At 71.2% G+C, this 25,414-nt stretch carries 15 protein-coding genes; 7 read left to right on the top strand and 8 right to left on the bottom strand.

The genetic code is table 11. The features are described 5' to 3' along the window. Window positions 1–27: 27 nt before the first annotated feature. The gene (locus AB0Q96_RS29620; RefSeq protein ID WP_365330740.1) at window positions 28–1,428 is read left to right on the top strand and encodes an FtsW/RodA/SpoVE family cell cycle protein; all 1,401 of its coding nucleotides are present in this window, start codon (window positions 28–30) and stop codon (window positions 1,426–1,428) included. Between the two features lie 91 nt (window positions 1,429–1,519). Further along, the gene (locus tag AB0Q96_RS29615; RefSeq protein WP_365330738.1) at window positions 1,520–2,998 is read left to right on the top strand and encodes a penicillin-binding transpeptidase domain-containing protein; all 1,479 of its coding nucleotides are present in this window, start codon (window positions 1,520–1,522) and stop codon (window positions 2,996–2,998) included. Between the two features lie 75 nt (window positions 2,999–3,073). Here the strand turns inward: AB0Q96_RS29615 and AB0Q96_RS29610 are convergent, their stop codons facing one another. Together AB0Q96_RS29610 and AB0Q96_RS29605 are read right to left on the bottom strand one after the other, a co-directional pair. Further along, complete coding sequence (locus AB0Q96_RS29610) at window positions 3,074–3,592, bottom strand: HEAT repeat domain-containing protein (RefSeq protein WP_365330737.1); 519 nt, start codon at window positions 3,590–3,592, stop codon at window positions 3,074–3,076. Beyond that, a complete protein-coding gene (locus AB0Q96_RS29605) occupies window positions 3,589–11,097 on the bottom strand; it encodes a ricin-type beta-trefoil lectin domain protein (RefSeq protein ID WP_365330924.1) in 7,509 nt (2,502 codons plus the stop codon). Before AB0Q96_RS29605 ends, AB0Q96_RS29610 begins: the two co-directional genes overlap by 4 nt. A 643-nt stretch (window positions 11,098–11,740) precedes the next feature. Between AB0Q96_RS29605 and AB0Q96_RS29600 the strand changes: the two genes are divergently transcribed. Further along, window positions 11,741–14,914: a DNRLRE domain-containing protein gene (locus AB0Q96_RS29600; protein WP_365330735.1), complete on the top strand. Its 3,174-nt coding sequence runs from the start codon at window positions 11,741–11,743 to the stop codon at window positions 14,912–14,914. Window positions 14,915–15,007: 93 nt separating this feature from the next. Here the strand turns inward: AB0Q96_RS29600 and AB0Q96_RS29595 are convergent, their stop codons facing one another. After that, window positions 15,008–16,117: a ferritin-like domain-containing protein gene (locus AB0Q96_RS29595; RefSeq protein WP_365330733.1), complete on the bottom strand. Its 1,110-nt coding sequence runs from the start codon at window positions 16,115–16,117 to the stop codon at window positions 15,008–15,010. A 111-nt stretch (window positions 16,118–16,228) separates the two neighbouring features. On the opposite strand from AB0Q96_RS29595, the gene AB0Q96_RS29590 reads away from it, so the two are divergent. The 4 genes from AB0Q96_RS29590 (at window position 16,229) to AB0Q96_RS29575 (ending at window position 19,644) form a co-directional block, all read left to right on the top strand. Next, window positions 16,229–17,164: a diiron oxygenase gene (locus tag AB0Q96_RS29590; RefSeq protein ID WP_365330732.1), complete on the top strand. Its 936-nt coding sequence runs from the start codon at window positions 16,229–16,231 to the stop codon at window positions 17,162–17,164. A gap of 71 nt (window positions 17,165–17,235) precedes the next feature. Then, window positions 17,236–17,958 carry a TetR/AcrR family transcriptional regulator gene (locus AB0Q96_RS29585; RefSeq protein WP_365330730.1) on the top strand — a complete coding sequence of 241 codons (723 nt, stop codon included), beginning with the start codon at window positions 17,236–17,238 and terminating at the stop codon, window positions 17,956–17,958. Between the two features lie 25 nt (window positions 17,959–17,983). Then, window positions 17,984–18,271 carry a hypothetical protein gene (locus tag AB0Q96_RS29580; RefSeq protein ID WP_365330728.1) on the top strand — a complete coding sequence of 96 codons (288 nt, stop codon included), beginning with the start codon at window positions 17,984–17,986 and terminating at the stop codon, window positions 18,269–18,271. Between the two features lie 74 nt (window positions 18,272–18,345). Further along, on the top strand, window positions 18,346–19,644 hold the full coding sequence (locus AB0Q96_RS29575) for an NlpC/P60 family protein (protein ID WP_365330726.1): 1,299 nt from the start codon (window positions 18,346–18,348) through the stop codon (window positions 19,642–19,644). Here AB0Q96_RS29575 and AB0Q96_RS29570 read toward each other — a convergent pair. Genes AB0Q96_RS29570 through AB0Q96_RS29550 form a run of 5 tightly spaced genes read right to left on the bottom strand, consistent with a single transcriptional unit; the run spans window position 19,617 to window position 25,405 of the window. Continuing rightward, complete coding sequence (locus tag AB0Q96_RS29570; RefSeq protein ID WP_365330723.1) at window positions 19,617–20,852, bottom strand: styrene monooxygenase/indole monooxygenase family protein; 1,236 nt, start codon at window positions 20,850–20,852, stop codon at window positions 19,617–19,619. The two genes, AB0Q96_RS29575 and AB0Q96_RS29570, sit on opposite strands and share 28 nt — an antisense overlap. A gap of 30 nt (window positions 20,853–20,882) precedes the next feature. Continuing rightward, the gene (locus AB0Q96_RS29565; RefSeq protein WP_365330721.1) at window positions 20,883–21,548 is read right to left on the bottom strand and encodes an ATP/GTP-binding protein; all 666 of its coding nucleotides are present in this window, start codon (window positions 21,546–21,548) and stop codon (window positions 20,883–20,885) included. Further along, the gene (locus tag AB0Q96_RS29560) at window positions 21,529–21,960 is read right to left on the bottom strand and encodes a DUF742 domain-containing protein (RefSeq protein ID WP_329424121.1); all 432 of its coding nucleotides are present in this window, start codon (window positions 21,958–21,960) and stop codon (window positions 21,529–21,531) included. Before AB0Q96_RS29560 ends, AB0Q96_RS29565 begins: the two co-directional genes overlap by 20 nt. Continuing rightward, on the bottom strand, window positions 21,957–22,439 hold the full coding sequence (locus tag AB0Q96_RS29555; protein ID WP_365330719.1) for a roadblock/LC7 domain-containing protein: 483 nt from the start codon (window positions 22,437–22,439) through the stop codon (window positions 21,957–21,959). The genes AB0Q96_RS29560 and AB0Q96_RS29555 overlap by 4 nt, the downstream gene beginning before the upstream one ends. Continuing rightward, window positions 22,436–25,405: a nitrate- and nitrite sensing domain-containing protein gene (locus AB0Q96_RS29550; protein ID WP_365330717.1), complete on the bottom strand. Its 2,970-nt coding sequence runs from the start codon at window positions 25,403–25,405 to the stop codon at window positions 22,436–22,438. The genes AB0Q96_RS29555 and AB0Q96_RS29550 overlap by 4 nt, the downstream gene beginning before the upstream one ends. Window positions 25,406–25,414: the final 9 nt, after the last annotated feature.

The raw sequence follows: 25,414 nt of genomic DNA, 5'->3' as shown, positions 1-25,414 counted from the left end.
GGCTTACTGCTTGCTACGTTGCGGACCATGACCGCACCGCCGCCGACGAACACGAAGGACGCGCGGGACGCGCCCCCGCCGGGGCTGCGCATCCCCAGGCGCCGCGGCGTGGAACTCTCCCTCCTCGTCTGCGCCGTCCTCATCTGCGTCTACGGCTACGCGGAGGTCGGCCTGGCCCGCAGCGGCGCCGTGCCGCCGGACGCCGCCCGGTACGGCGCCGGGCTCGGCACGCTCGCCCTCCTCGCGCACCTGGCGGTCCGCTGGCGCGCCCCGTACGCCGACCCGCTGCTGCTGCCGATCGCGGTCCTGCTCAACGGACTCGGCCTCGTCCTCATCTACCGGCTCGACCTGGAGACCCCCGGCGACCGGGCCGCCCCCACCCAGCTGATCTGGTCGACCCTCGGCGTCGGCCTGTTCATCGTGGTGGTGGTGCTGCTGCGCGACCACCGGGTGCTCCAGCGGTACGCGTACCTGTCGGTGGCGACGGCCCTGGTCCTGATGATCCTGCCGATCTTCTTCCCCGCGGTGAACGGGGCCAAGATCTGGATCCGGCTCGGCGGACTCTCCTTCCAGCCAGGGGAGTTCGCGAAGATCCTGCTCGCCGTCTTCTTCGCCGCGTACCTCGCCGCCAACCGCAACGCGCTCGCCTTCACCGGCCGCACGTTCTGGCGGCTCCAGTTCCCCACCGGCCGGGTGCTCGGCCCGATCGTCGCGATCTGGTTGCTCAGCGTCGGCGTCCTGGTCCTGGAACGCGACCTGGGCACCTCGCTGCTGTTCTTCGGCCTCTTCGTGATCATGCTGTACGTGGCGACCGGCCGCACCGGCTGGATCGCCGTCGGGCTGGTCCTCGCGGCGGCCGGCGCCTTCCTGGTCGGCTCCCTCGAACCGCACGTCCACAGCCGGGTCCAGGACTGGCTCGACCCCTTCGCCTCCATCCGGGCCGGCGACGGCCCCGGCCAGCTCGCCCAGTCGCTCTTCGCCTTCGCCGCCGGCGGGATGCTCGGCACGGGCCTCGGCCTCGGCCACTCCGTCCTCATCGGCTTCGCCACCAAGTCGGACTTCATCCTCGCCACCGCCGGCGAGGAGCTCGGCCTGGCCGGCCTGACCGCCCTCTTCCTCCTGTACGCCCTGCTGGTCGCCCGCGGCTACCGCGCCGGGCTCGCCCTGCGCGACCCCTTCGGCCGGCTCCTCGCCATCGGCCTCGCCTCGATCCTGGCCCTCCAGGTCTTCGTCATCGCCGGCGGGGTGATGGGCCTGATCCCGCTCACCGGCATGCCGATGCCGTTCCTCGCCCAGGGCGGCTCCTCGGTCGTCACCAACTGGATCATCGTGGCCCTCCTCGTCCGGGTCTCCGACTCGGCCCGGGCCCCACGCCCCGACATGGCCGACGGCGGGGTCATCGCGCCGATCACGGAGGACACGAAGTGAGAACGGGCCGAGACACCGGGGACACCGAGGACACCGAGGACACCGAGGACACCGAGGACACCGAGGACACCGAGGACACCGAGGACACCCGATGATCCGCTACATCCGCCGCGCGGCCGCCCTCTGCCTGGTCCTCCTCGTCGCCCTGCTCGTCAACGCGGCCCGGGTGATGGTCTTCGAGGCCGACGCGTACGACGACAACCCGGCCAACCGCCGGATCGCGATCACCCGCTGGGGCGAGCCGCGCGGCGAGATCGTCGTGGACGGGCGCCCGGTCACCGGCTCCCGCGACAGCGGCCAGCAGCTGCGCTACGAACGCACGTACACCCAGGGCCCGTTGTACGCGCCGGTCACCGGCTACGCCTCCCAGACGTACGGCACGAGCCTGGTCGAGAACGCCGAGGACGCGCTCCTGTCCGGCACCGACCCGATGCTCGCGCCGCTGCCACTGTGGAACGACGTCAGCCGCGGCCGGATGCCCGGCGGCGACGTCGTCACCACCATCCGGGCCCGGATGCAGGAGGCCGCGTACCGCGGGCTGGACGGCAGGCGGGGCGCGGTCGCCGCGATCGAACCGGCGAGCGGCCGGATCCTCGCGCTGGTCTCCTCCCCCTCGTACGACCCGGGCGTCCTGTCCGGCACGGGCCCGGCGGTGGCCGACTCCTGGAAGCGGCTCACCACCTCGCCGAACCAGCCGATGCTGAACCGGGCGCTGCGCCAGACCTACCCGCCCGGCTCCACCTTCAAGATCGTCACGGCGGCGGCGGCCCTCGACGCGGGCGTGGTCACCGACGTCGACGCCCCCACCCGCACCCCCGACCCGTTCGTCCTGCCCGGCACCCGCCGGGTCCTCCCCAACGAGGCCACGGGCTGCGGCGACGCCTCCCTCGCGTACGCGATCCAGTGGTCCTGCAACACCGTGATGGCCGGCCTCGGGGTGAAGGTGGGCCTCGCGGACATGGTGACGGCGGTCGGGCGGTTCGGCTTCAACGACACGGGCCTGAAGGTCCCGTCCTGGGTGGCCAGGTCCACCTTCGACACCGACATGAGCGACGACCAACTGGCCCTCTCCTCGATCGGCCAGTTCGACACCGCCGCCACCCCGCTCCAGATGGCGATGGTCGCCGCGGCCGTCGCCAACAACGGCGAGATCGCCGCCCCCCACCTCGTCGAACGCACCACCACCGCGGGCGGCGGCACCGTCGACACCACCGGCCGCCGCAGCTACCGCCAGGCCATGCGCCCCTCCACCGCCAACCAGCTCCAGAACCTGATGGTCCGCGCGGTCGAGGAGGGCACCGGCACCAACGCCGCCATCCCCGGCGCCCGCGTCGGCGGCAAGACCGGCACCGCCCAACACGGCCTCGGCAACACCGGCACCCCCTACGCCTGGTTCATCGCCTGGGCCCAGGCCACCGACTCGGCCCAGCCGGCCGTCGCGGTCGCCGTCGTCGTCGAGGACGCGGAGGCGAACCGCACGGACATCAGCGGCGGCGGGAACGCGGCGCCGATCGCGCGGGCGGTGATGGAGGAGGGGCTGCGGCTGGAGGCGGAGGGGCGGGGGCGGTGAGGTTCCGGAAACGGCGGAACGCCCGGCCGAGAAGACTCGGCCGGGCGTCCCGGATGTTCGGTTACCGCTTCGCGGTCAGAGCTCGCCGCGGCGTGCGAGCTGCTTCAGCGCGTTCTCACGGATGATCTCGTTCTCGTCATCACGCAAGCCTTCGAGGGCTTCCTGGGCCTCCGGGCCGGGAATGCCGCCGAGCGCCCAGATCGCCTTCACCGCGAGCGCCCGGAACTCGTCGTAGTCCAGGTGCTCGGGAACCCAGCGAGTCGCCAGGACCAGCGTCGGCACCGTCCTGGGCGAGTGGAGCGTCCCCAGCAGGGACACGATGTCCTCGTGGTCCCTGTGCCATTCGCCGGGGAACAGCTCGATCAGCGGCTCCAGGAACTCCTCGACCGAGGCGTCGGAGGCGCGACGGACGATCAACGCCATCTCGACGTCGTCGGCGTCCTGGCGCTCGATGGCGCCTTGGAGCAGCCGCAGCGCGAAGGCCTGACCGTCCGACTCGCCGAAGTGGGCGAGAACCTCGTCAAGCGTGCGCGTCGGACCGTCACCCAGTCCGACCGCCAGGTCCATGATCAGATCCTGCTCCTCAGGGGTCATCGCCTGACCACCTCCCATCCCGTGATGTTCTCGTTGAAGAGCTTAAGTGCCTTACCGCCGCCCAGACCGATGTTGATGTGGTTGTCGCCCTCCTTCTTGAAGAAGGCGTGGTTGTCGCGCCAATTGTCCACGTTCTTGATCCAGGGCATGTTCGGGTACTTCCTCTTCACCAAGTTGGAAGCGTCCCGCACGCCGATCGCCTCGAGGGCCGCCTTGGTGCCCGGCTTCACCGTGAACTTGACGGTGACACCGGTGTAGCTGTCCGAGAACGCCTGCGTCGGGGAGGTGAACGTCTCTCCGGTCGCCGACAGACCGCCACCTTCCTCCAGGATCTTGAAGTGCTCCTCGGGCATCGTCCGGAAGAATTCTTCCCCGTCCGAGTCGCCACCGCCGCCACCACCATCGGCCTTGCCGGAGCCACCGCTGCCGCTGGAGCCACCGTTGCTGCGGGAGGAGCCGCCGGACTTGCCGCCGCCTCCGCCGCCGGAGCTCTTGCCGTTGCCGGCCGCGGGCTTGCGCTGCGGCATGGAGGACGGCTTGGGCGCCGCCTTGGCCTGGGCCTGCTTGTGGGTGTTGTTACCCGTCTTGCGCTTGGCCGCGGCTGCCGCGTCGGCCTTTCTCTTGGCTGCTTCGGCGGCCTTCTTCTTGGCCCGTTGCGCGGCCTCCTTCTTGGCCTTCTCGATGGCCAGCTTCTTGGCCTTCAAGGCCGCTGCCTCGGCCGCCTTGGCGGCCTTGAGGACGATCTCGGCGGCCTTCTTCGCGGCCTTGAACGCCTGGATGGCGTCGATGGTGCGGTTGATCGCCTTCAGGACCGACGGGATCTTGCCGAGCTTCGTCCACGGAATGGCGTCCAGGATGATGCTGCCGCACGACCACATGTCACCGCCGAAGCAGGCCATGGCGTCGGTGATGCCGATGAAGTCCTTCAGCGTCGACCAGGCGATCGAGAGGATCACCGAGGACAGCGACTTGCCCATCATGGACTGCGCCTGGGCGACCTGCGCCGGGGACAGTCCCGCGCCCTTGAGGGCCGCGCCCCGCTCCGAGGCGGTCAGGGTGATCGCGAGACCGCTCGGGTCGGCGTACGTGAGCGGGTTGTTCTGCGCGTACGCGTACCCGTTGGACTGCAGCGGGTCGTTCAGGTCGAGCTCGGCGTCGACGGACAGGAAGCGTCCGACCACCGGGTCGTAGAAGCGAGCACCCAGCGGCTGGAAGCCGGAGGAGTCGTCACGCGTCTGACCCAGGAACCCCTTGCTCGTCTGGATGTTCTGCCCTGCCCTGTCGGCACCGCGCTGGTTGCCGAAGGGGTCCTGCTTGCGCACGCGCACCGGCATGGCGGTGTAGAGGCCGACCTCCGCGTACACGCTGCCCTGGTGATCCGTGGCGAGCGCGGTGAGCGTCTCGGAGCCCGTGCCGTTGGCGTAGCGCAGGATCGCGCCGTCGGGCGTCGAGTACGTGCGCTCGCTGCGGACCAGGACACCGCCCTGCTGGACGGTGATCTGGGATTCGCCCAGGTGCAGCGTGGCCTGCTTGCCCTGGACGGTCAGCAGGCGGCTGCCGTCGGGGCCGTAGATGTGACGGGTGTCGTTCTGCGGCAGCCACTGCTGGGCCGCGGCAGCGGCGTCGCAGGTGGCGAGCACGATGGCGGTGCCGTTCACGTTCGCCGCGCCCTGCACCGCGAGGCACAGGTTGGAGGCGACGTGGATCAGCTGACCGGAGGCGTTGCGCTTGACCTGCTGGTTGCCGGCGCCGCTGCACTTCTGCAGCTGGACCGCGGAGCCCGCCGTGTTGGCGGCCGGCTGGAGGCACCAGTTGCCGTAGACCTTCAGGGTGCCCAGGTTCGGGTCGGCCTGCGGGGTCTGCGGCGTGCCGGGAACCGGCTCGAACTGCCAGCTCTGCGCCACCGTGCCGTTGCACTGGTAGAGCTGGATCGCCTGGCCGGCGGACGCGAGGCCCGACTTCAGGTCGAGGCACTTCTGGCCCAGACCCACGTACGGGGTCTTGCCGCCCGAACCCTGACCGGTGATCCGGTCCACCTGACCGTCGTAGGTCCAGCCCAGTTCCTGCTTGTCACCGTTCTCGGCCGAGGTGATCGTCTTGGTATCGCCGGTCAGCTCGTACAGACGCGTGGCCTCGGCCTTGACCTGCTGCCCCGCGGGGGTGGTGTAGGTCTTCGACACCTTGGTCAGCGTGTGCGGCTGGCTGCCGTCGGCCTTGCCGTACGCGTAGGTGCTGACGGCGTCCTTGGCGGTGTTGCCGGTGAGGTCCTTCTCGGTGAGCTTGGTCCGGTTGCCGAGAAGGTCGTACTCGTACTCCTGCCAGTAGCCGGAGCCGTCGGTGCCGGAGACGGCGTTGAGCGTGCCGTCGGTGTTCTTCGGGGTGGTGCAGCCCTGCGTCGCCGGCGCCTTGTTGGTCCAGGCGGACTTCAGCTGGCCCAGCGGGTCGTACGAGAAGCACTGACGCTCCTCGATCCCGACGGACTTCTCCTCGATCGAGCTGACGTTGCCGGCCGGGTCGTAGGAGTACGCCCGGTTCGACACCAGGGTCCCGCCGACGAGGGTCCGGTCGGCGGTCGTGTCGTTGGGGCCGCCCTTCTCGCGGTGGACCGACTGCTCGGTGAGCTCACCGGTGCTCTCGTCGTACGTGTTCTGCGTCCACACCCGGTACGGCATCGCGCCGAGGGTGGAACGGAGCACCTGGCCGTACGGCGAGTAGATCGTCTCGGAGCCGTACCAGTCCTTTCCGGAGATCGCGACCGGCTTGCCGTCCTCGTTGTAGCGGACGACCAGCTTCTCGCTGGCGAACTTGCCGGCAGCGGGAAGGGTGCTCTCGTTGAGCATGCCGTTGTCGGAGTACGCGTAGTCGTACGTGTACTCCTTGGCGAAGCCCCACGTGTCGACGATGGACTGCGGCAGGGTCAGCGCGGTCGAGGTCGGCTGGTAGTCCTTCGTGTAGCCGTTGACCTTCTGCGTGTACGCCAGGCCGTCCGTGTAGCGGGTGGCGCTGGCGGGCATGCCCTTGCCGCCCGGGACGGAGTCGTAGGTGAGGTCCTCCAGCAGCTTGCCGGCGGAGCTGGTCTCACGCGTCTGGGTCGGCCGCGACAGCTCGTCGTAGCCGGTCCAGACCTTGACGCCACGAGCGTTGGTCGTGGTCAGCGGACGGTCGTAGGAGTCGTACTCGATCCGGGTGGTGCCCTTGTCCGGGTCGGTGGTGGTCTCCAGGTTGCCGCGGTGGTCGTACGTCCAGGACCAGGGGTGCGTCGGGTCCGCCGAGGCGGTCGCCTTCACGGGCTGGCCGTCCGCGTCGTACTCGTAGCGGGTCGACGTGTAGCCACCCGGCGCCGCCGGGTTGAACGTGTCCGTCCGGACGGAGCGGCCCAGCGCGTCGGTCCAGACGCGGTAGGTCGAGTCGCCCTGCGGCTGGATGACCTTCGACCAGTCCGGTCCGTACTCGTAGCGGACGGCCTTCGCCGGGACGTCCTGCGAGATGGCCTCGGTCGTGCCCGGGGCCTTCACCTTGAGGACCGGCATCTCCTCGAGCACGCGGCCGAGACCGTCGTACGTGTACCGAGTGATGTTCGGGACCGTGGTGTCCGCGAGCGGCGTGAACAGGTCTCCGCTCGGGGCGTCCTGGTTCAGGTAGGCGTTGTTGGTCTGGTAGATCTCACCGGCACTGTCGTACAGCGTGTCGGTGATCAGACGGCCGCCGCCGTCCGCCTGCTCCTGGGACTGCCGCTCGCGTCCCATGCCGTCGTAGATCGTGACCGACTTCTCGATCCGGTCCTCGTAGCCGCGCGCGTACGTGGCGACGTAGGGAGGCTTGCGGATCTTCTTGCCGTCCGGGTCGTCCGGGTCCGTCTCCTCCTTCGGGATCACGTACTCGGCACGGAAGTCCGGCACGCCGGAGCCCGGGGCGCGGCCCGTCGCCCATGCCTCGGCCATACGGCCCAGCGGGTCGTAGACCGCCTCGCTGACGTAGCCGTTGGCGTCGGTCGTCTTCAGCGCGACCGAACGGCCCGGCTCCAGCTCCTGGATCTGGCTGTGACCGAGGATGTTGCTCGTGGTGACCTTGAAGACCTGGCCCGTGGCCGGCCCCTCGGAACCGTAGGTGATCGTGGAGGACTTCGGAGCCGGCTTGGCCAGCTGCTCCGCGTTGGTCTGCCGGATCACCCGGCCGATCTCGTCGAAGCCACTGGTGCCGTTGGTCTGGAAGTCGGTGCCGGTGCGGTTCAGCGACCACGACTCGGTGGCCAGGCCACGGGTCGTGGCGCCGAGCACCGTTCCGAACGTCGTTCCGTCGTACGCCGTCCGCTGACCGCCGCTGAGGGTGGCCAGATTGTTCCAGTTGGCGTTGTCGCACAGCGTCGGCGAGACGAGGACCTGCTTCGACAGACCGATCAGGTTCTTGTCCGTGCGGTGCAGGTACTCCAGCTTGGTGCAGCTGTCGTCCGCGCCCTTGTCGGCCGCGTCGTCGCCCAGCGACTCCACCAGCACCGGCAGGCCGTACGTCGGCTCGTACGTCGTGCTCGTCCGCACGGTCCGCAGGGTGCGCTTGTCGTCGCCCGTGCCGGACGACTTGGTGTACGCGACCTCCTCCGGCTCCGTCACCCGCCACGCCTTCAGCGCGGTCAGGCCGTCGCCTCGGTCGCGGCTGGCCAGTTCGGTGGCCTCGGGGATGGTGATGCTGCGGGTCAGCCAGTTGGTGTCGGCGTCCGTCGCGTTGCTGTAGGCCAGCTCTTCCGCGATGCGGCCCGCGAACGCGTCGCGGTCGTAGACCGGCCGGCCGTCCGCCGTCTTGATCGGGTTGCCGTGGACGTCCTTCACGGCGACGGTGTCGCCCATGCCGCGGTAGAAGCGGGTGACGGCCTTGGTCTTGGGCGCCTCGGCGCCCGGGCCGCCCTGGCCGGGGGTGTCCTCGCCGGGGGCGGAGCCCTCGCCGCTGTCGGAGGCGGCCTTGCGCTCACCGGTGATGACCGAGGTCTGCTCGAAGCCCGCGAACTGCGAGTAGGTCCGGGTGGACTTCTTCGTGAACTCGGCCTCGGCCAGCTTCCAGCCGGCGTTCTTGTAGTCGTACGCCGTCGTCGTCGAGAACGAGCCGGCGACGTTCGGCAGCTCCTCGATCGAGTCGACCACGTACTTGTTGAACCAGTCGATGTCCTCGACTTCGGAGTCCGGGTGCCAGTACGAGGGGTAGCACAGGCGCGTGTTGGACTTCAGCGCCGCCGTGTCGGTCTTGCCCGGCAGGTTGGTGCCGGACAGGCACTCGTCCTTGCGCTTCTTGTACTCGACGACCGTCTCGCCGCCGTACTCGTTGACGACGCGGGCGACACGCAGCCGGGAGAAGCCCGGGCGCGGGTCGGTGGCCTCGCTGCCGCCGCGCAGGACGCGGTTGGGCATGTCGTCGGCGTTGTACTCGAAGCGGACCGGGTTCAGCTCCACCTTGGCGTCGGTCGAACCCTTGCGGGCGAAACCGGTGCGCTGGATGGACTCCAGCCACAGGGCCGTGTTGGCGCCCGTCCGGAGGACCGGGAAGCTCTGCTTGAGCTGGTACTCGTCGACGACCTGGCGCGCGGAGGTGGTGGTCAGGCGCTGCGCGGACGTGACGATCTTGTCCAGGCGCTTGGTGGTCCAGAAGGTCGGACCGGCGTTCCAGCACTTCCGCTTGTACGTCGCGGTGACGGCCTGGCAGCGCAGGTCGGCCGGGGTGTCGTACCAGATGCGGTACTTACCCGGGTCGGGCGACGCGAAGTTCTCGTCCGAGCAGGTCAGCGCGCCCTCTTTGTAGCAACGCTCGCCGACTTCGAAGCCGATGCGCGCCGGGGCGGTGGCGGTGAAGATCGAGTCCTTGCGCTGGCCGTAGTAGATGTGCGACAGGTAGCCGCCGCGGTCGTACTTGACCGGACCCTTGAAGTAGAAGTTCTTCGCGTAGTAGTTCACCTCCTTCTTCCACCAGAAGGACATCGCGTTGCCGTGGATGTCCTCGACGTAGTCGAGGTTCCACTGCCAGCCCTGGGTGCAGGACGACTTCTTCCAGTCCTCCTTGGTCGGGCCCGCGTAGCAGGGCTCGTCCGGGTGGTTGCCGTAGACGGGCGCCGTGAGGACGGAGTCGGTGGTCGGGTCGTCGGGGTCGGCACCGTGGTTCGACCAGCCCGGGAGCCGGTTCAGACCGAAGTGGTACTTGGTGCCGTCCTTGGTGGTGACGATCCAGTACTCGTTGTTGCGGGCCTTGTTGTCGGTGTCCTCACCGGTGACCTGCTGGATCGTGGAGCCGTCGCCGTTGGCGGTGAACCACTGCTTCTTGCCGGCGTCCCACACCAGCTCGGTGGTCATGCCGCCGAGGGAGAGGGTGGCGTTGTTGGAGCCCCAGCACAGGTCCGCGGTGCGGTGTTCCTTGTTGTTGGCCCCGGCCTTCTTGGAGTCCTGCCGGCAGTTGGTGTAGTTCCGGCTGATGGAGCCCGGGTTGTAGTCCCAGCCGTCGCCGACCCAGGAGGCCTGGTTGTTCGACGAGGAGGTGCGGCCGTCGACGGACTGCGAGTTGTACGACAGGTTCACCTTCGGCATCAGGCCGCCGGCGGTCTCCGGGGACTGCACCTGGTAGGCGTAGGTGAAGGCGCCGTTGGAGGAACCCGCGGCCCACGAGCCGGCGGACAGCAGCGGCGAGGCCGTGAAGTCACCGGACGCCGAGGAGCCGGTGTCCATCGCGCCGACGACCTGGCGGCCGGAGGCGTCGACGACCTGGAGGCCGTCCGCGGCCGGCAGGGACGCCTTGCGCGCGGAGGCGCCGGAGACGCCGGACGTGGCACCCGCGTCGGGGAGCAGATTCGCGACCGGAACGGTTCCCGACAGGATCTGCCGGGTCGCGGAGCCCTTCTTCGCGGTCGGCTTCAGACCGGCCTGCGCCGTCGGCACGTCCTTGACGGTGCTGCGCAGCCGCTCGACGCCGTGGTCCTGCTCGGCCTTCCCGGCCATGGTCTCGACGCCCTCGTCGGGGGCGCAGTCGCCGGTGTCCGGGGAGTCGAGGACACAGCTCGGCAGCAGCATCAGGCCGAAGCGCTCGGCGGCGAGCTGGCCGTAGCGGTCCTTGAAGCCGCTGGTGTCGACGTCGAGGAGCACCTGCGCCGTGGGGTCGGCGGTCGCCGGGGGCACGACCTCCATGACCATGCCGGGGACGCCGGACTCCTCGGAGGTGGTGGTCGACTTGATCGCGACCTGCCAGTCACCGGCGATCGTGGCGGGGTCCTGCCCGACCGGGACACCGACACCGACCGGCAGCAGCGCCGAGGTGGCCGTGTTGGTGACCTGGACGGTCTTGCCCGCCTCGATCTTGGAGGGGTCGGCCTTGCCGGCGTCCGCCACCCAGGGGTCGACCGCCTGCGGTACGTACGGCGTGACCTCTTGGGCCTGAGAGGTGTTCAGGACCTTCTGGGCCGCGACGTCGTCGGCCAGGGCGGTGCTCTCCGGGATGTCCGGGAGGTCGACCTCGGCGGTCGTCTCCTCGCGGCTCATCCCGTCTCCGGGGACGGCCAGGGCCTGCGAGCCCAGGCTGGTCACCGTCAATGTCGATGACAACAATAGGACGATCGCCGTGCGGCTTCGCCGACGGCGTCGTCGTTGTGACTCGGTCATGGTGAGGCGACGTCGCCCCAGCCATGACAGTGGACCTGAAGCACGCATACGCGTCGACTCCCACCCAGACGAACAAGACAACGGATGAGGTGCGGAAACACCAAAACGCACGCGCCCGGATCAGGCGCGTGCGTGCGCACTCTCTGTCATGAACGGCTCTGGATTCAAGATCGAGGATCACGTCCGGAATCGCGCGAGGTGAGATTCGCCACGGTGCATTCGCAAACAGAGCGTCGCATTGTGGATCTTTGCGATGGAGCGGACAGTTCGCGACATCCGGAATCTAATGTTCCGACAAATGGGCGGGATGCAGCCATCTTGACGATCCGTCGGATTCTCGCACACGCCTTCATAACATCTTCATAAAACTCTAAGATATGGACGTTTCTTGGTTGTCGTGTGATCGTGTGCGCGCCTGCGCCCCGTGGTCTGTACCGCGGGGCTGTCTGTGCTGTCCGAAATCCTCTGGTTCACACGGGAGTCGACCGCCGTGCCCGCGCCGCCCAGCCTTCTCAGCCCGTTCGTGCGCACGCGCACACGGCTGAGCCTCACTCTCGGCCTCGTCCTGGCCGCACTCACCGCCGCGCTGCTGCCCTGGTGGCAGCCGAACGGCCCGACCGTCCCGAATTCCCAGACCTCCACCGAAGCGCGGAACGCGTCGGTGGGTCCGCGAGACGAGGCCACCGCGGTGGCCGAGGCGAAGCGGACGGGCAAGAAGGTGCTCGTCGAGACGGCGACCACCGAGACCCAGCTGATCTGGGCGCAGCCCAACGGCAAGATGCTCACCCAGATCGACGCCCTGCCGCAGCGGGCGAAGAACGCCGAGGGCAACTGGGCGCCGATCGACACCACGCTGCACCGCACCAAGGCCGCCGGGTCGCTGAACGTCAGCCCGGCGAACGCGGTCGTCCCGCTCCGGTTCTCCGGCGGCGGCAAGGCCGGGCGCGCCGACCGGTCGTTCAGCCGGCTCCCGCTGGCCGAGGGGACCTCGAACGGCACCCCGCTCGCCGAGGTCGACATGGGCGACCACACCGTCACGTACACCTGGCCGACCGCTCTTCCCGAGCCGGTGCTCGACGGTCCGCGTGCGCTCTACCCCGAGGTCTTCCCGGGTGTCGACCTGCTGCTCGTGGCCCGCGCGGAGGGGGGCTTCGGCCAGGTCCTGATCGTGAAGAACCGCGAGGCCGCGCGGAACGAGGCGCTGGCGACGGTGACGTTCGGGGTGAGCTCGAAGACCGCCGTCTTCCGGCAGAACACCGCGGCGAACGTGATCCGGGTCCTGGACAAGGCGGGCGAGGAGATCGGCTCCATCCCGACCCCGTTCGCCTGGGACTCCGCCGGACGTGACTCCGAGAAGCCGGACGCCGCGCCGCGCACCGCCGTCGCCACCCCGGCGGACGTGCTCAAGCTGTCGGGTCTGACCGGCATCGAGCCGGGCGCGAAGTCGGCCCAGCTGCCGGTGGCGCTCGACGGCGAGGGCACGGGCGATCTGACCATCGGTCTGAAGGTGGCCGAGACCGGGCTGCTGAGCCGGCCGGACACCACGTACCCGGTCTTCATCGACCCGCCGCTCAACACGGGCTTCCTCAACTGGACCGTGGCGTACAAGAAGTACGCGAGCTCCAGCTTCTGGAACGGTACGAACTTCTCCTCCGGCACCTCCGACGCCCGGGTCGGCTACGAGAGCGACACCGGCGGTCTGGCCCGGTCCTTCTGGCAGATGCGGTTCTCCTCCTCCTACAAGTACGCCAAGTTCGACTGGGCCTACTTCAAGGTCAAGAACAACCACTCCTGGTCCTGCACCGAGCGGCAGATGGAGTTCTGGCTGACCGGCGGGATCTCCTCGGGCACCACCTGGAACGCGCAGCCGAGCTGGGCGAAGGTGCTGCACAAGAAGTCCTTCGCGCACGGCTGGTCGAGCTCCTGCCCGGACGAGTACGAGTCGTTCACCGTCACCTCCGCCGCCCAGGAGGCCGCCGACAAGGGCTGGTCGAACATCACCTTCGGCATGCGGGCGACCAGCGAGTCCGACACCCAGACGTGGCGCAAGTTCGCCGCCACCGGTGCGACCCTGACCGGTCAGTTCAACCGCCCGCCGACCCAGCCGACCTCCGGCACCTCCGCCCCCGGCGGCGCGTGCGTGACGGGCAGCTCGGGCACCGGCGCGCTGATCGGCCGTACCAACATCACCCTGAAGGCCAAGGGCGCCGACGTCGACGGGAACCTGTCCAAGCTGCGCTTCCGGTTCTGGAAGGACGGCGGCTCCGCGCAGGACCGGCCGCTGGCGACCCCGGACTCCAACGGCTGGGCGCAGGTGATCATCCCGGCCACGGATCCGCTCCTGAAGGACATCACGGCCAACACCACGTTCCTCTGGGACGTGCGCTCCGAGGACTCGACGTACCCCGCCACGGGCTCCAGCTCGTCGTTCTTCCCGGAGGGCTCCTACCCGTGCCGGCTCACGGTCGACCCGACCGCGCCGCCGCAGCCGGAGATCACCAGCACGGTGTTCGAGGAGGCCACCCCGGACGGCAAGACCTGGGCGAAGGTGAACTTCGGCAAGCCCGGTGACTTCACCTTCACCGCCCCCGGTGCGACGCGCTTCTCGTACGGCTTCGAGGGCCAGGGCTACCAGGACACCCCGAAGCCGGTCAACGGCAAGGTCACGCTGACGGGCGTCGCCCCGCCGCACGCCGGTCCGATCCAGATCAACGTGTTCGCGTACGACGCCAACGGCAACCAGAGCCTGCGCGGCGACTACTCCTTCTACCTGCCCCCGCGCGACACGGCCGACGGTCCGATGGACACCGGCGGTGACGGCATCCCGGACCTGCTCGTCCTCTACGCGGACGGCAAGCTGAAGAACTGCGTCGGCGCTCCCGCCGACCCCGCTGTCGCGGGCACCGGCGGTGAGCTCTACAGCTGCCTGGCCGCGTCCTACGTGACGGCCGGCAAGAAGACCGATCCGCCGAACCACTGGATCGACGCCGCGGGCACGCCGTCCCTGATCGCGCACTACAACGACGCCTACCCCGGCGACGGTACGACCGACCTGTTCGCGGTCACCCCGGACAAGCAGTTCTGGCTCTACCCGGGCGACGGCTACGGCACCTTCAACGTGGACAAGCGGATCAAGGTCCGGCTGCCGTCCAACGCCCCCGCGCCGAGCACCTGGACGCAGATGAAGGCGATCGGCGACGTCACCGGCGACAAGCACCCGGACATCGCGCTGCGCGCGGGTACCGCGTTCTGGATCCTGTCCGGTTACAGCGGCGCCTCCTTCCAGACGGCCACGCTCATGGAGGGCACCGCCTGGGCCCGCCGCGACATCGTCAACATCGCGGACATGAACAAGGACGGCACGCCCGACCTGCTCTGGCGGAACCTGGACAACGGCAACATGTACGCCCGTCACGGCAAGCCCGGTCCGGTCACCGGCAGCGTCGACCTGGAGTCGATCAAGGTGGCGGCGAACTCGCTCAACGGCGACGTCGCCTTCGGCACCGGCTGGACCGAGGTCGCCGTGAGCTCGGCGATCGGCATCCCCGACGTCAACAAGGACGGGATCCCGGACATCTGGGCCCGCTTCGGCGACACCGGCAACATCAAGCTGTACAACCCGTCCACCACCAACACGAACGGACCGGTCAAGACGGTCCTGGCGGTCGACTGGCGGACCGTCAAGGCCTTCGGCTGATCCCAGGCCGTCCGCACGACACCGAGCCCCCGGCGCCCGCGAAGGCGCCGGGGGCTCGGCCCGTTCCCGGGGGCTCACCCCTTCCCCCGCGAGCTAGGCGGAGGCCGCGCCCTCCGCGATCGCCGTCCCGACCTCCTCGACCCGCGCCCGCTCCTCGGCCGCGAACCGTTCGCGGTCCAGGGCCTCGGCGATCTCCTCGTCCTGGGTCATCAGGAGGTCGAGGTTGGAGTCGCCGAGGTCGAAGACGCCCATGTCGAGGTAGGCCTTCTGGAGGCGCTCGCCCCACAGGCCGATGTCCTTCACGCAGGGCACGATCCGGCTGAACAGCAGTTTGCGGAAGAGGTGCAGGAACTCGCTCTGCTCGCTGAGCTCCTCGGCCTCCTGCTTCGGGATGCCGAAGTTCTCCAGGACCTCGACCCCGCGCAGCCGGTCGCGCATGAGGTAGCAGCCCTCGATGACGAACTCCTCGCGCTCGCGCCGTTCGGCGTCGGAGAGCTGCCGGTAGTAGTCGCGCAGCGCCATCCGCCCGAAGGCGACGTGACGGGCCTCGTCCTGCATCACGTACGCGAGGATCTGCTTGGGCAGCGGCTTGTCGGTGGTGTCCCGGATCATGCCGAAGGCGGCGAGCGCGAGGCCCTCTATGAGGACCTGCATGCCGAGGTAGGGCATGTCCCAGCGGGAGTCGCGCAGGGTGTCGCCGAGCAGGCTCTGGAGGTTGTCGTTGATCGGGTAGAGCATCCCGATCTTCTCGTGCAGGAAGCGCCCGTAGATCTCGGCGTGCCGGGCCTCGTCCATGGTCTGGGTGGCCGAGTAGAACTTGGCGTCCAGGTCGGGCACCGACTCGACGATCCGGGCCGCGCAGATCATGGCGCCCTGCTCACCGTGCAGGAACTGGCTGAACTGCCAGGAGGTGTAGTGCCGGCGCAGCTCGCCCTTGTCCTTGTCGGTGAGCTTGGCCCAGTGCCGGCTGCCATGGAGGGCCAGGGCCTCGTCGGGGGTGCCCAGCGGGTCGTACGGGTCGACCTCCAGGTCCCAGTCGATCCGCGTGGCGCCGTCCCACTGCTTGTCCTTGCCCTTCTGGTAGAGGGCCAGGAGGCGCTCGCGCCCGTCGTCGTAATCCCAGCTGAACCGGGCTGCGCCGGTCGCGGGCACCTGCCAGACAGGCTCCTCGGGGGCCCGCGCGTAGAGGTCGTGCGTCGACACTGACGGCTCCTTCCTACGGTTCCCAGCAGGCTCACACGTTGGTAGACGCAGGGTCAACAAGTCGTGCGTGAGGGATTGACGACGTTACTGACGAGGAGTCTTATAGCTTGCATGGCCAGTCTCATCGAGCCCGACTTCACCCTCCTCCGTGACGCCCTCGGCCCGCTGCGCGACCGCGAGCAGGTCGCCGAACGGCTCCTGGAGTCCTCCCTCAAGCACTCCTTCGACCCCGAGACCGAACTCGACTGGGAGGCCCCCTTCGAGGACGGCAAGTGGTTCTGGCCGCCCGAGCTGGTCTCCCTCTACGACACCCCGCTGTGGCGGCGGATGTCCGAGGAGCAGCGGATCGACCTCTCCCGGCACGAGGCCGCCTCGCTGGCCTCGCTCGGGATCTGGTTCGAGATCATCCTCATGCAGCTGCTCGTGCGCCACATCTACGACAAGTCGCTGACCAGCAACCACGTCCGGTACGCGCTGACCGAGATCGCCGACGAGTGCCGGCACTCGATGATGTTCGCCCGGCTGATCACCCGCGGCGGCTCCCCCGAGTACCCGGTGCCGCGGGTCTACCACCACCTCGGCCGGGTCCTGAAGACCGTCTCCACCACCCCCGGCTCCTTCGCCGCCACCCTCCTCGGCGAGGAGATCCTGGACTGGATGCAGCGGCTCACCTTCCCCGACGAGCGGGTCCAGACGCTGGTCCGCGGGGTCACCCGCATCCACGTGGTCGAGGAGGCCCGGCACGTCCGGTACGCGCGGGAGGAGCTGCGCCGGCAGATGGCGACGGCCCCGCGCTGGGAGCAGGAGTTCACCCGGCTCAGCTGCGGCGAGGCCGCCCGGGTCTTCTCCACCTGCTTCGTGAACCCGCAGGTGTACGAGAACGTCGGCCTGGACCGCCGCGAGGCCGTCGCCCAGGTGAAGGCGAGCGGCCACCGGCGCGAGGTCATGCAGTCCGGGGCGAAGCGGCTGACCGACTTCCTGGACGACATCGGCGTGCTGCGCGGCGCGGGCCGCCGGCTCTGGAAGTCCTCCGGGCTGCTGGCCTGAACGCCCCTCTGAGCTGCCCCGATCCGTACGGAGCCGCCCGGCGCGGCCCCGTACGGCGTTACGCTGCGGGCATGACGAGTCCCGCCTCGCCCGCGTACCGCCGGCTCAGCGTCGAGGAGCGGAAGCGCCAGCTGCTCGACGCCGCCCAGACGCTCTTCGCGCACCGGGCCCCCGAGGAGGTCTCCCTCGACGACGTCGCCGAGGCCGCGGGCGTCTCGCGGCCCCTCGTCTACCGCTACTTCCCCGGCGGCAAGCAGCAGTTGTACGAGTCGGCGCTGCGCTCCTCGGCCGACGCCCTGGAGCACTGCTTCGCCGAGCCGGCGGAGGGGCCGCCGACCGAGCGGCTCGCGCGGGTCCTGGACCGGTACCTGGCCTTCGTGGACGGGCACGACGCCGGGTTCGCCGCGCTGCTGCGCGGCGGCAGCGTCGCCGAGACCTCCCGGACCTCGGCCATCGTCGACGAGGTCCGGCGGGCGGCGGCCGAGCAGATCCTCTTCCACCTGGGCGCCGACCGGCCCGGACCGCGGCTCGGGATGATGGTGCGGACCTGGATCGCGGCCGTCGAGGCGGCCTCCCTGATCTGGGTCGACGAGGGGAAGCAGCCGCCGGCCGGGGAGCTGCGGGGCTGGCTGGTGGACCATCTGCTCGCGCTCCTCGCCGCGACCGCCGCGAGCGACCCGGAGACCGGCCGGGTGGTGGCCCGGCTGCTCTCCCAGGAGACCGCGGCGGGGCCGGTCGGCACCCTGGCCAGGAACGTCATCCCGGTGGTCGGCGAGGCCGCGCACCTGCTCTGAGCCCGGCGGAGGGGACACTGGTGGGGTGAGAAGCGAGAACACCCCCTTCCGCGGCGGCCCCCTCGACGGCCGGACGCTGCCCGTCCTGCTCGGCCCGACCGGCCACCCCCCGAAGTGGTACGAGGTCCCGGTCCCGGCCCACGAGGGCCGCCCCGCCGCCGTGTACGCCTACCACCGCGAGCCGGCCGGGTACGGCAAGCGGCTCGGGCTCCAGCAGGGCTGGGTCTACGTGTACGCGCCGGAGGGCCGGGAGCGCCGCGAGATCCGCTGGCCGTGGTCGAAGCCCCGGAATCCGGCTGCGCCGAACGAGTGAGCCCCGCACCCACCGCCACGCCGGTCCGCTCATCACACTAACCACCGCGCCATCATCCCGATGGAGGTGGTGACGTGTCGGTACGGCTGCTGCGCACGGTCTGCACGGGGATCCTGGCCGCCCTGACGGGGGTGACGGCCCTGACCGGGGTGCCCGGCACGACCGGCCACCCGGCGACGGCCGCCGAGCCGCCGGGGCCAGGGACCGGGACGGGGACGGAAACGGGGCAGGGGCCGGGGAGCACGGAAGCCGGCCCAGGAGACGGAACGGCGCCGCCCCCGCCGCCCGCGGCCGGCCCGCCGGATTCCCTCGCCTCGCTCCTCGGGCGGCTGCGGAGCCTCTACCGGGAGACCGAGCGGGCCACCGAGACCTACAACGCCGGCGAGGAGACGCTCAAGCGCCAGACCTCCGACACCCGGCGGGTCACCGTGCGGCTCGCCGCCGCGCGGGCCGAGCTGGAACGCGGCCGGAACGAGGCCGGGCGCCTCGCGCGGGAGCAGTACCAGGGGCGTTCCGAACTCTCCCCGTACCTGCGGCTGCTGCTCGCCCGCGACCCCCAGCACGCCCTGGACCAGAACCACCTGTTCGCCCGCGCCGCCCGCGACCGCGCCGGGGCCGTGAGCCGGCTCCAGGCGGCCGAGCGGCGGGCCGCCGACCTCGCGACCGCCTCCCGCGAGGCGCTGGACCGGCGCACCGCGCTCGCCGCCCGGCAGCGCGCCCACCGCGACGAGGTGCAGACCCGGCTCCGGGACGTGGAGGGGCTGCTCGCCGCCCTCTCCCCCGAGCAGCTCGCCGGGCTCGGCGACCTGGAACGCGCCCAGACCGCCGGCGCCCAGGCCGAACTCCTCGGCTCCGGCGTCCTGGACGGCCCCCGCGCCCCCTCCCGGGCGGGCGCCGAGGCGCTGCGGTTCGCGGTGGCGCAGATCGGCAAGCCGTACGAGTGGGGCGCCGAGGGCCCCGACACGTACGACTGCTCGGGGCTGACCCAGCGGGCCTGGGCGGGCGCGGGCCGCGAGCTGCCCCGTACCAGCCAGGAGCAGTGGCGGACGCTGCCGCGCGTCCCGCTGTCCCGGCTGCGCCCCGGCGACCTGGTCGTCTACTTCCCGGAGGCCACCCACGTCGCGATGTACCTCGGCGACGGCCTGGTGGTCCACGCCCCGCGCCCCGGCGCCCGGATCAAGGTCTCCCCGCTCGCCGCGAACCCCCTCCTGGGCGCCGTGCGCCCCGACCCCGACGCCCCGGCCCTGACGACGTACGCGCCGCCCGAGCTCCCGGCGGGAGCCACGGACGGCGCGGACGAGGGGTACGGCGGGGACGGGGCCCCGGCGGTGGGGGGCCCGGCGGATCAGGCGCCGGTGACCGAGGCCAGGTAGGCGGCGGTCTTCTCGGGGTCGAAGAAGAAGTCCTCGAAGTCGGCCGGGTCGTCGAAGCCGTTCGCGAAGCGGTCGGCGACGGGCTGGAGGTCGCCGGCGGCGCCGAGCAGGTTCAGGACGTGCTCCGGCGGCGGCGCGAGCATCGCGTTGGTCCACTTGGTGACGTGCCGGGCGGTCTGCCAGTAGCGCTCGAACGTCGCCCGCATCCAGCTCTCGTCGAACTCCCGGTCGCCGTGCTCGACGATCGCGGCCAGGTAGGCGGCGGCGCACTTGGCGGCCGAGTTGGAGCCCTGCCCGGTGATCGGGTCGTTGGCGACGACGACGTCGGCGACGCCGAGGACCAGGCCGCCGCCCGGGAGCTGCCCGACGGGGTGGCGGACGGTCGGGGCGTAGCGGCCGGCCAGGGTGGCGCCGGCGTCGGTCAGTTCGACCTTGGTGGCGCGTGCGTGCTCCCAGGGCGTGAACTTCTCCATGAGCTCCAGCGTGAGCGCCAGGTGCTCGGAGGGGTCCTTGACGCCCTTGAAGGCGTCGACCGGGCCGCCGGGGACGCCCTCCCAGAAGAGGATGTCGGCGCGGCCGGAGGTGGTGAGGGTCGGCATGACGAACAGCTCGCCGACGCCCGGCACCACGTTGCACCGCACCGCGTCGAAGTCGGGGTGCTCGGGCCGCGGGCCGAGCCCGTGGACGTAGCTGACGGCGAGGGCGCGCTGCGGCTCGTCGTACGGGGAACGGGCGGCGTCCCGGCCGAACATGGAGACCAGCTCGCCCTTGCCGGCCGCGACCAGCACCAGGTCGTAGCTGCGGGCGAAGTAGTCCAGGTCGCCGACGGCCGCGCCGTGGATGACGAGCTGGCCGCCGCGCTGGGCGAAGGTCTCCATCCAGCCGGCCATCTTCACGCGCTGGTCGACGGACTGGGCGTGGCCGCGGAGCCTGCCGACCCAGTCGATGACCCGGCCGGCGTCGGGCATACCCACGGAGACGCCGAGGCCCTCGATCCGCGGGGCCTGGGACTCCCAGAAGCCGAGGCCGAGGTCGCGTTCGTGCTGGAGGGCGGTGTCGAACATGCACTGGGTGGACATGACCCGGCCGGACCGGATCTCGTCCGCCGTGCGGTTGGACATCAGGGTGACTTCGTAGCCCTTCGACTGGAGGCCGAGGGCGAGCTGGAGACCGGACTGACCGGCGCCGACTATGAGTATCTTCCGCATGTGCGACCGACCTTGAGGGGGACTCGGGGGCTATTCGGGGGAGGCTTCGAGCGCGTGGGCGACCATCGCGAGCAGGGTCTCGACGACGCTGTACCGCTTGCGCGCGTCCATGATCACGACCGGAACGTGCGCCGGTACGGTCAGCGCCTCGCGCACGTCGTCGGTCTCGAACGACTCGGTGCCCTCGAAGTGGTTGACGGCCACGATGTACGGCAGGCCGCAGCTCTCGAAGTAGTCGAGCGCGGGGAAGCAGTCGGTCAGCCGCCGCGTGTCGGCCATGACGATCGCGCCGATCGCGCCGCGCACCAGGTCGTCCCACATGAACCAGAAGCGCTGCTGCCCCGGCGTGCCGAAGACGTACAGCACCAGGTCGTCGTCGAGGGTGATCCGCCCGAAGTCCATCGCCACCGTGGTGGTGAGCTTGTCCGGGGTGGCGGTGAGGTCGTCGTGGTCCTCGCTCGCCCGGGTCATCAGGGCCTCGGTCTGCAGCGGGGTGATCTCGGAGACCGCGCGGACGAAGGTGGTCTTGCCGACACCGAAGCCGCCCGCGACGACGACCTTGGTCGCGATCGGGGCACGGGTGTGGTCCAACTGCCAGTCCTGGGCGCCCTCTTCGGGTTCCGGTTCGACGGGGCCGGTGGGCTGGGCGGGGATGCCGACGACGGCGGTCGGCGGTTCAGAGACGGCGGAGTCCACTCAGCACCCTTTCGAGGAGCGCGCGGTCGGGCCGGTCGGTGCCGTGCCCCGTCCCGTACACGCGGATCTTTCCCTGGTCGGCCAGGTCGCTGAGCAGCACCCGGACGACTCCCAACGGCATCTTCAGGAGCGCCGATATCTCCGCCACGGTACGCATGCGGCGGCAGACCTCGACGATGGCCCGCATCTCCGGCATGAGCCCGCGCGCGGCGAGCCCCCCTCCGGTCAGGACCTTCCGCTCGGGGGCGGCCTCCAGCGCGGCGACGAAGGTCTCGACGAGGAGGATGTGGCCGAAGCGGGTGCGCCCGCCGGTGAGCGAGTACGGGCGGACGCGGGCCGGGCGCCGCCCCTCGCCGCGTATCGGCAGCCGGTGCGGGTGGTGGGCCGAGAACCCCGACGGGACCGACGTCACTGGTAGCTCTCCATCGACTTGGCCAGTTCGCTGCGGAGTTCGGGGGTGAGCACGTGGCCGGCGCGGCCGACGAAGAGCGCCATGTGGTACGCGATGACGCTCATGTCGCAGTCGGGCGTGGCGTGCACGCCGAGCAGCGAGCCGTCGCTGATCGACATGACGAAGACGCTGCCCTCCTCCATCGCGACCATGGTCTGCTTCACGCCGCCGCCGTCCATCAGCCGGGCGGCGCCGATGGTGAGGCTGCCGATGCCGGAGACGATGGTGGCCAGGTCGGCGGTGGAGCCCCGCGGCCCCTCGGACCGGTCGGCCTCGGCCGCCGCGTTCTGGACCTCCGGGTCGGACGAGAGCAGGAGCAGCCCGTCGGAGGAGACGACGGCGACGGAGCGGACCCCCGGCACCTCCTCGACGAGGTTGCCCAACAGCCATTGCAGATTGCGGGCCTCACTGCTCAGCCCGAATGTTCCGGTCGCAGTCAACTGCGTGCCTCCTCGACTGTGTCCCCCGTGTTCTCCTCGGTACGTGCTGTGTGCCCGGCATCGATCTCGGCGGCCACGTCGCGGCGGCCGTGCTCGGCGCCCCGCTGGAAGCCGCCGAGCCGGCGGCGCAGGGCCTCCGCGTCGACGCCGCGGGAGCGTATCGGCGGGGTGGTGCCGCCGGCCTGCCGCACGATCCGCGGCGTCCGCTTGGGCAGCCCCTTGTCCGTGACCCGCTCCCAGCGCCCGGGCCGCGGCCCGGCCTCGTCCGCGGGGATCTCCGCCTCCTCGACGCTCCGCTCGTGCGCGTCGGGCTCCGGCGGGGGGTCGGGGAGCCGGACCTGGAGGGTGGTCTCGGAGACGGACTCCACCGGGGTCCCGGCGGGGAACTCGTCCTGGGCGACGGGCACGGCGGCGGGCTCGGGCTCGTACGCGGGTCCGGGGGCGGGCTCGTACGCCGCCGCCGGCTCCGGCTCGTACGCGGGTACGGGCTGGGGCTCGGGCTCCGGCTCGTACGCGGGCGCGGGCTGGGGCTCGGGCTGGGGCTCCGGCTCGTACGTGGGCGCGGGCTGGGGCTCGGGCTGAGGCTCCGGCTCGTACGCGGGCGCGGGCGCGGGTGCCTGCTCCTGTGCCTGCTCCTGCTCGCGCGCCTCCGTCGCGGCGCGGGTCTCCGCCTCCGCGGCGGCGATGGCGCGTTCCGCGGCCTCCACCAAGGGGTCGCGGTGGCGGGAGGGCAGGGCGTTGGAGTTGGCCTCGGCGACCGAGCCGGGGAGCGTCACGACGGGCGCGTCGGCCGCGACCGGGACCGGGACGGGCGACGGGACGAGGTCCGGCGGGCCGGCGGGGAGCAGCGGAAGCGGCAGGACCACGACGGCGGCGACGCCGCCCGGCTTCTGCTCGCGCAGCTCGACCCGTACGCCGTGGCGCGCGGCGAGCAGCGCGGCGACCCGGATGCCCAGCCCCTCGCCCTCGGTGCCGGCGAGGGCCGGGTCGGCGAGCCGGGCGTTGAGCTCGGCGAGCCGGTCGGGGGTGATGCCGATGCCGGCGTCCTGGACCGAGAGCATGACCTCGCCGGACTCCAGGAGCCAGCCGGAGAGCTGGACCTGGGAGTCGGGCGGCGAGAAGGAGGTGGCGTTCTCCAGGAGCTCGGCGACCAGGTGGCTGAGGTCGTCCGCGGCGAACCCGGCGACCTGCGCGTGCGGCGGCAGCGCCTGGATGCTGACCCGCTCGTACCGCTCGATCTCGCTGACCGCGGCCCGCAGCACGTCGACGAGCGGCACCGGGCCGGGGTGCCCGTGGTGGTGCTCGTGGCCGGCGAGGACGAGGAGGTTCTCGCTGTGCCGGCGCATGACGGTCGCCATGTGGTCCAGCTTGAAGAGCGTGGCGAGGCGGTCCGGGTCCTGCTCGCGCTCCTCCAGCTTCTCGATGACGCCGAGCTGGCGGTCGACGAGCCCGAGGCTGCGCAGCGAGAGGTTGACGAAGGTGTGCTGGACGGTCTGCTTGAGGCCCTCGAGCTCGGCGGTGAGCCGTGCGCTGTGGCCCTGGAGTTCGGCGCGCTGGGCGGCGAGCTCCGCGGTGAGGGCCTCGCGGGCGCCGGTGAGGTCGGCGTGCTCGGCGTCGAGGCGCTCGGCGCGGGCGGCGAGCGCGGCCAGCTTGCCCTGGAGGGTGTTGAGGGACCGTACGACCTGGGCGAACTCGTCGTTGCGGCCGGTGAAACGGATCGGTTCCTCGGTGTGCGGCTCGGCGGCGGTGGCGAGCCGGGCGGCGCCGATGCGCAGCACGGCGAGCGGCCGGGTGAGGGTGCGGGCCACGTAGGTGGAGATGCCGACGGCGACGAGCAGGCAGCCGCCGAGGAAGGCGATGCGCACTTCGAGGGCGGTGACGTCGTCGTCGCGGAGGGCGGTGAGGCGTTCGGCGCGCTCGGTGGCGAGGGCGGACTCGACGCCGCGCATCTGCTCGATGCGGGCGGAGAGCGCGGCGTCCAGCTTGGCCGGGTCGGTGTTGAGCTCGGACTCGGAGAGCTCGGGCCGGTCGGTGAGGCGGGCCAGGTAGCGCTCGGCGTTCTTGACGTCGGGGCCGGTGACGGTGGCGGCGAGGGAGTCGCGCGCGGGGGTGGCGGCGGCCTGGTCGAAGTCGCCGAGGGCGGCGAGCTCGCGGACCCGGGCCTGCTGGGCGGCCGAGGTCAGCGCGGTCCGGAGCCGGTCGGCCTCGGCGGAGCCCTCCGCCTCGTCGGCGACGTAGGTGCCGGTGGCGGGGTCGTAGTGGGTGCCGCCGGTGGGCTCGGGCCGGGGGACGGCGAGCGCGGCGAGCAGCAGGCCGCGCTCGGCGGAGGCCTGCTCGGTGGCCCGGCCGAGGGCGGCGGGGGCCCGGACGGACTCGGCGGCGCGCGCCGGGGTGCCTTCGGCGAGCCGGTCGGCGAGGGCCTGCAGCTTGCCGATGACCTCGGTGTAGGCGCGGTGCGCGTCGAGGGCGGAGCCCTTGCCGGTGAGGGCGGTGCGGCGGATCGACGGCACGCCGGAGAGGTCGCGGCGCAGCTCGTCGGGGGCTGCCGGGCGGATCTCGTCGATCTGGCGGTCGACCCGGGCGGACCGGGCGCTGGTGACCTGCCGCTTGGCGTCGCCGGTCTGCTCGTCCCGTCCGGCCGCGATGTACGCGACGACCTCGTCGCGCTCGTCGGAGAGGGAGTGGGCGAGGGTGACGGCCTGCCGGTCGAGCTCGGCGAGGGCGACCAGGCTGACGGAGTCGTCGAGGTCGCCGGAGGCGGTGAGGATCGCGGGGGCGCCGGCGGCGAGCACGGTGACGCCGACCAGGGCGACACCGGCGACGAGACGGCCGCGGACCCGCTTGGGGCGGCCCGCGGGGGCCTGGGGGGCGCTGTCGGTGCCGTGCGCGGGCAGGCCGGGGTGCTGCGGGTCACCGGGGGTCTGGCTCCGCGCGCCGTTGTTGCTCCGAGGCCGCTTCTTCTGCACCGGTGCTCG

The sequence above is a fragment of the Streptomyces sp. NPDC093111 genome, assembly GCF_040683955.1.
In the GTDB taxonomy this organism is placed as follows: Bacteria; Actinomycetota; Actinomycetes; order Streptomycetales; family Streptomycetaceae; genus Streptomyces.
Note: the sequence above shows the minus strand (reverse complement) of the source record. Positions and strands in the feature narration are given on the sequence as shown.